We start from the raw sequence: 7296 nt of genomic DNA on the forward strand, positions 1-7296 counted from the left end.
ATCAATTAATTGGCTAAGATAAAATATTTCTATTCTTTAGTGAAATTAAATTTTTTGCCACCTTGTTTTAAGATGAAACTTGTACTTGAAGTAAATTCCATTTCAATTCCGGCAGCAGCAAAAACAAAAACATCATCTTTTGAAAAAGTTAATGGAAAACTTGGTTGTCCTGTAGCTTGAGCTAATAAATTGCCTTCTTTTTCAAAAACTGTAATTTTTAAAGGAATATCTTTTGAGGCAAAGGTTCCAGAATATTTTTGAATTAATTCTGCATCTAACTTTTTAAAATTCGGAAACGGATAAGGTAATTTATAATATATACTTAAAATTCCAATCATAATGTCGTTTTGACTATAATTCTCGCCGTTTACAATTAAAGAAATTGTCAAATCATCTTTTTCATAATAACCCATTGTCGATCCGAAACCTTCAATTTTTCCGTTATGACCATAAAATTTTCTTTCTCCAAACGGGAAACGAATTAAAGCCATTCCGTAAGTATCTTTAAGTGTTTTCATTAGTTCCAATGAAACGGGTGTAACTAAATTTCCTTTAAAAAGGGCACGAATAAATTTTGTTAAGTCTTCCGGTGTTGAAATAATTCCACCTGACGAAAAAGCAATATCGTTATTCCATTCGTCAATTTTATCCCAATATTCGCCATTAAATGTATAAGAATAACTTTCTCTTTTAGTTACGTCTGTTTTTTCGTTGGTGTAATACGTGTTTTTTAACTCTAATTTGTCTGAAATTCTGGTTTTCAAATTTTCAGCAAATGATTTTTTAGTAATTTTTTCGATAATTAATCCTAATATAAAGTAATTAGAATTACTGTATTCGTGTTGAGAATCGGGTTCAAACATAGAAGAATAATTTTCTATTTTCTTTAGAATTAGCTCTTTCGTATTTGGTTTGCCCAAAACATCTGTTAATGTAGCATCAGCATTTGCATAGTCTTTTATTCCCGTGCGTTGGTAAAGCAAATGTTCAATTGTAATTTTATCAGATTGATCAACTTTTGGAAAAAATCGATTTAATTTTGTCGTTAATACAATCTTTTTTTCATCCACCAATTGCATAATCATTGTGGCAGTAAACGTTTTAGATATAGATCCAATTTTATATTTCGTGGCGCCATTGGCACGCACTCCTTTAGTTGCTTCAGAAAAACCATAGGCTTGTTTAAAAACTACTTCATCGCCTAAACGAATGCAAAGTGAACCCATAAATTTATCGTTTTCATATAAATAGTTTAATAAACTGTCAATTCTTGCAAAACGAATTTCTTGAGCAAATGTGCTTAATGAAAGAAATAAAAATAAAATAGAAAGTGATTTTTTCATTGTGATGTAAGTTGTTATTTATTGTCAAAATTAAGCAAATTGAATGGTATACAAAAATCGAAATTTTCACGTTTATACAAATATCAGTACTTTTACCGTATGTATAAACAAATTATTTGTCTTTTATTGTTTTGTTTTGTTTCTGTTGGCTTTGGTCAAGAGAAAAACAACGCTTTCAAAAGTAAAAAATTTGCGTATACAAATAAAGAAATTCTAATTGATACTTCGGCGTTAAATCCAAATTCATTTAAAATTTTCAATGTAAATCAACAAGAAATTGACACCTCTTTTTATTCATTTAATTATCAAACTAAAAAATTAATTTTTAAAAAAATATTTCAAGATTCGGTACGAGTGCAATATTATCAATTACCAAATTTTTTAACCAAAACCTATACTATTTACGACGAAAAAAAAATTGTGCCAAATGAAAATGGACGATTACTTACGTTCTCGGAAAATACAAAAAAACAAATTCAAATTTTTAACGGTTTACAAACCAATGGAAGTATTTCTCGTGGATTTACAGTGGGAAACAATCAAAATACGGTTTTAAATTCCAATTTAGATTTACAAATTTCTGGGAAATTATCTGACGATATTACGTTAAAAGCATCCATACAAGACAGTAATATTCCTTTGCAAGAAGGCGGTTATTCGCAAAAAATAGATGAATTTGATCAAATATTTATTGAACTATCATCTAAAAACTGGAATATAAGAGCGGGTGATTTATTTTTAGAAAACAGAAAAACAAGCTTTTTAAATTTTAACAAAAAAGTACAAGGACTTTCCTCGCATTTTAATTGGGGAAATACCAAAAAAAACGATTTGTTTTTTGCTGCTTCATTAGTTCGAGGGCAATATGCAAAAAGCAATTTCACAGGACAAGAAGGCAATCAGGGACCATACAAATTACGTGGTAATAGTGGCGAATTATATGTATTAATTATTTCGGGTTCAGAACGTGTTTATGTAAACGGAATTTTAAAAGAACGCGGCGAAAACAAAGATTATATTATAGATTATAACGCAGGAGAAATTATTTTTAATGCCACTTTTCCAATTACATCCGAAATGCGTATTGTGATGGAATATCAATATTCGGATAGAAATTTCACGCGGTTTTTAAGTTATGGCGGTTTTCAGCACGAAAGTGACAAATTTAGCATTGGTGCCTATGTGTACAATGAAAATGATGTAAAAAACCAGCCATTACAACAAAGTTTATCTGAAAATCAAATTCAAACATTACAACTTGCTGGAGACGATTCAAACCAAATGAATGCGCCTTCTGCTTATGTAGATTCGTATTCGGAAAATAAGATACTCTATAAAAAAGCACAAGTAAACAACACCGAAATTTTTATTTTTTCTACGGATGCCACACAAACGTTATACCAAGTAAAATTTACTTTTTTAGGAAATAATTTAGGAAATTACATTTTAGCAAGTAGCAATACGATTGGAAAAATTTACGAATATGTAGCGCCGATTTCGGGTGTTCCGCAAGGAAGTTACGAACCAATTGTTAAGCTATTTGCACCTACAAAAATTCAAATTGCTACGATTGTCAGTTCTTTTTCGCCAACAGAAAAAACCGAAATTGATACAGAAATTGCCATTTCTAATCAAGATAAAAATTTATTTTCAAATTTAGATGATGCCAATAACCAAGGAATTGCCACAAAATTAAATCTGAAACAGCAATTGTTTTCCAAAGGAATTCAGGTGCAATCTTTTGCCTCCATAAATTATATTCAAGAGAATTTTAAACCTATTGAGCGATTGTATAATATTGAGTTTAATCGAGATTGGAACCTTACCAATCCATTAGGCAATCAGATGTTGTTGGTGGGTGGTGTCCAATTTAATTCGGTTCAAAAAGATACGGTGAAATGGAAAACATTTGGGAAATACCAATTTGAAAAATTAGAATATTCTACCAATTTTTCTGGTTATAAACACGCATTTCAAACCTTTACAAAAAACAAAAATCTGGCACTTCAAACACAAATTAGTTTGATGGATAGTAAAAATAACTCAAGCACATCAAATTTTTTAAGAAGTCAAAATGTTGCTAAATATCATTTTAAGAAAAACTATGTGGGTGCTAATTTTAGATATGAAAACAATAAAGAAATAGCAAATGAAACCAAAATTCTGAGTAATTTTAGTCAACGATTTTCAGAATTTGGAAACTTTATTGGTCGTGGCGATTCAACAAAAGTATATGCGGAAATGGGGTATTTAATTCGGCAAAATGACAGTGTGAAAAATAATCTATTACAACGTGTTAACTCCTCTTTTTCAACTTATTTGAAATCGCAAATTATCAAAAATGATAGAAGAAATTTAGGTATATTCATTAATTATAGAACCTTAAAATTTGCAGATAATCGCGCCACAGAACCTTCTATAAATTCGCGATTTAATTATTCTGATTCCTTTTTTAATCAGCTGATACAGACTACTACTTTTTATGAAAACAATTCGGGAAGTATTGCGCAACAAGAATTTACGTTTTTAGAAGTTGATGCCGGCCGAGGAATTTATATGTGGAACGATTATAACAATAATAACATTCAGGAACTACAAGAATTTGAAATTGCAACCTTTTCTGATTTGGCAAAATATGTGAAAATTTTTCTACCCAATCAGATATTTATTAGAACCTATCAAAACAAATTGAGTCAAACGCTGACTTTTAATGGAAATGCTTGGCAAAATGAAATAGGATTTAAGAAATTCTTGTCTAAATTTTACAATCAAACTTCTTTAATAATTGATAAAAAAATAACTCGGAACTCAAATACTTTTGAATGGAATCCTTTTTCAATTCCGGATAAAGATTTAATTGGTTTGAATACTAATTTTAGAAATAGTTTGTTTTTTAATAAAGGAAAACAGAAAAATTCAGTTACCTATACTTACAATTCAAGTGCGTTAAAAAACGTGTTGAATTTTGGAAGTCAAGAAAATTATATTAAAAGTCATCAGCTGCAATATGTGCATTTAGTACAAAAATTTTGGTTGTTTCAATTGCAAACAAACACCTCAAGTGTAAAGAGTATTTCTGATAATTATGCAAGTAGAAATTTTAATATTACTGGCTTAGAAATTGCTCCTAAAGTGTCCTATATTTTTAATAAAAACGCAAGTTGGGATGTTTTTTATGAAAATAATAGTAAAGAAAATACGATTGGAAATTTAGAAAATTTAAAACAACAGCAATTTGGAACTTCTTTTAATTGGAATACAGAAAAAGGATTTTCATTAAACGGAATATTTACTTATATCAATAATAATTTTACTGGAAGCACTTCTTCTCCTGTTGGCTTTCAGTTGTTAGAAGGATTACAAAACGGGAAAAATACTACTTGGCAACTTTTGTTTCAAAAAAATATTACGCAATTTTTAGATGTTTCGGTAAATTATAACGGTCGAAAATCAGAAACCAGTAAAACGGTGCATACTGGAACCATTCAGTTGCGTGCTTTTTTCTAAAAATAGGTGTTCTGAAAAGTCCTGATTTTGTCATTCCGAATTTATTTCGGAATCAAAATAATTATTTATGGAAACTGAAACAAGTTCAGCTTGACACTACTTTTGAAATTACTTTTTAAAATTCTTTAATATTTTTTTAAAATGAGGTTGTAATTTGTAGCCCTAAACCAGTACTTGGTGGAACAAATCGGCATACGCCACCTGCACAAACTAAACCACCACGTTGACGGCCATAATTTAATGCAACTCGCGTGCTTCCTTTTTTATAAGCGGCTCCAAAATTATAGAAGTGAATATCAAATAAATCTGTTTCACTTATGGTTAGCGTTTTATGATCAAAGCCATAATTATACATATCCATAGCAAATATTGACCAGTTTTCATTGTGATTATATTCCACAGTTCCTGCTGCCCAATTTTTTCTGTCATTATCTGCCCACATATGTTCTAAACCAAAAGTAATCGATTTTGTGTCAGATAGTTGATAGGTTGATTCTGAAAATAGGGTGTGAGAATTAATAATGTACTCATTAAAAATACCTTGAATTTGTTTGTTGTTGTAATACTGATTGATATACGTGAAAGCCGTTTTGAAATTTTTGGAAACTTTTTTCGTGATTTCAATATTATAATCTGAAAAATATTTTTCGTTGGCATTAAATAATTTAGCTTGATAATTTTGGATGTTTTCTCCGGCATTGTTTGTGTATCTGTATTTTGCTTTCAAATTAAACCAAGAAGATACATTTAAATTGATTTTTGTTCCATATTTTCCTCCTAAAGCAGAACCTTTTTTAAAGTCGTAGAAAAAATCAAATTGTCCGCCAATTTCTCCAAACTTGTTTATTTTTGTAGACTCATCCATCACTACTTGAAACTGGGCTTGATATACATAAATATTTGCCAAATTAGAATGATGTTGTTTGGTTAAACTTGGAACAAAATTTAAAATTTTGTCGTTAAAATTTAAACTTGTACTTGAAAGTGTTGGGTAATTATCTAAATTTCTTTGTGCTAATAATTGCATATTTTCAACACGTCTTAAATTGGCGTCAAAACCAATTCCTTTTTTAGAATATCCAAAATTCACTAACAATGCACTTCCTTCTTTTGCAAAATTGGTGTCCAAAACATTTTGTTTAATTATAGCATCTCGCGATTTAAAAACATATTCCGTATTTACGTAATAATTTTTGTATCCCAATTCAAATCGGTTTGAAAACAAATTAGTAAAAGCGCTAAAATTTTGAACAGAAACTGGTAATTTTTCGTATCTACTAACGGCACTAAAACCATATTTAAAATCGAACGCATCAAAATTTAAAAGTTGGCTAACATTAACATCCGTATTAAATCCGAAAACATCGCCATTTGCCACATCAAAACCAGTTCTTGCCTTTCCGTATAATGCTGTAAAAGAAATTTCATCAATTGGCGAATACACCACTTTTGCACCACGTAACGCATTATTAATCCCTAACGATCGGTCTTCCCAGGTTCTTAGTGCCAAGCCACTTCCAAACTGAACGTAATAATGACCTAAAGTTATATCTAATTTTTTTGATTTATAATTGGCGTAATACGTAGCAAAATTTGTACCCTTATATTTTGGATTAAAATTTAATAATGCCTCATTCATGTAGGATTCTACTTGCGTTCCAAAAGTAAATTTTTTGTAATTGAAATTTACATTGAAATAATTGTTAGCGCGTAATGGCACAGTATCGTGGTTGATTCCTCTATTTTTATCATTGGTGTACCATTGCCCATTTCTTTCGAAACTACCATACACTTTTAATTTCGTTTTGGTAGAATCGGCATTCTGAGCAAAAGCACAAAGTGCTGAAAATAAAAACGTAAAACTGATTATTTTCTTCATTATTTAAGTGCTTTAATTTGTTCTAATAAATGATTTTCACTTCCAGGAGTATGACCATTTTGAGTAAAAACAATTTCTCCGTTTTTAACTACTGCAGTAAAAGGTGGGTTTGAAATGCCTAAAGCCCTTTTAAAATCTTGATTGGAATCCATTAATATCGTGTATTCCCAACCTTTCCCGTTAACTAAAGGTTTTACTCTTTTATTGGTTCTAGCATCATCAATTGAAACGGCAATAACTTCCACATTGGCTTGTGATTTCCATTCATCATAAACTTCACTAATTGCATCTAATTCTTGAATACAAGGCGCGCACCAAGTAGCCCAAAAACAATACACATATATTTTGTCTTTTTCTATAAAATTTTGAGTAGTAGAAACAGTTGTTCCTTCTAAATTTTTAAGTGAAATACTTGGTAATTTATTTTGTGAAAGTCCTAATACACAAATAAATAGCATAGAAGTTAAAACTAATTTTTTCATTATTCTGAAGTTATTTATTAGCAAATAAAAGATATTTCCAGCATTATAAAAAATTTTTTTAAATTTGCATAAGAAGTTTCAAGCC

General features: G+C 29.7%; 4 protein-coding genes. 1 reads left to right on the plus strand and 3 read right to left on the minus strand.

Going from position 1 to position 7296, the window contains the following annotated elements:
* Positions 1-29 precede the first annotated feature (29 nt).
* Positions 30-1343 carry a serine hydrolase domain-containing protein gene (locus ABWO04_RS08830; RefSeq protein ID WP_353079245.1) on the minus strand — a complete coding sequence of 438 codons (1314 nt, stop codon included), beginning with the start codon at positions 1341-1343 and terminating at the stop codon, positions 30-32.
* Positions 1344-1442: 99 nt separating this feature from the next.
* On the opposite strand from ABWO04_RS08830, the gene ABWO04_RS08835 reads away from it, so the two are divergent.
* Positions 1443-4850, plus strand: coding sequence for a DUF8818 domain-containing protein (locus ABWO04_RS08835; RefSeq protein ID WP_353079247.1), 3408 nt, complete (start codon positions 1443-1445; stop codon positions 4848-4850).
* Between the two features lie 136 nt (positions 4851-4986).
* Here ABWO04_RS08835 and ABWO04_RS08840 read toward each other — a convergent pair whose 3' ends face one another.
* Positions 4987-6729, minus strand: a complete 1743-nt coding sequence (locus ABWO04_RS08840; RefSeq protein ID WP_353079249.1) for a DUF6029 family protein — start codon at positions 6727-6729, stop codon at positions 4987-4989.
* On the minus strand, positions 6729-7211 hold the full coding sequence (locus ABWO04_RS08845) for a TlpA family protein disulfide reductase (RefSeq protein WP_353079251.1): 483 nt from the start codon (positions 7209-7211) through the stop codon (positions 6729-6731). The genes ABWO04_RS08840 and ABWO04_RS08845 overlap by 1 nt, the downstream gene beginning before the upstream one ends.
* Positions 7212-7296: the final 85 nt, after the last annotated feature.

Origin of the sequence: Flavobacterium sp., assembly GCF_040382755.1 — a bacterium.
Lineage (GTDB): Bacteria > Bacteroidota > Bacteroidia > Flavobacteriales > Flavobacteriaceae > Flavobacterium.

Coding starts and splice junctions, on each gene's coding strand:
- ABWO04_RS08830 (WP_353079245.1), bottom strand. CDS start 1,343: ATGAAAAAATCACTTTCTATTTTATTTTTATTTCTTTCATTAAGCACA.
- ABWO04_RS08835 (WP_353079247.1), top strand. CDS start 1,443: ATGTATAAACAAATTATTTGTCTTTTATTGTTTTGTTTTGTTTCTGTT.
- ABWO04_RS08840 (WP_353079249.1), bottom strand. CDS start 6,729: ATGAAGAAAATAATCAGTTTTACGTTTTTATTTTCAGCACTTTGTGCT.
- ABWO04_RS08845 (WP_353079251.1), bottom strand. CDS start 7,211: ATGAAAAAATTAGTTTTAACTTCTATGCTATTTATTTGTGTATTAGGA.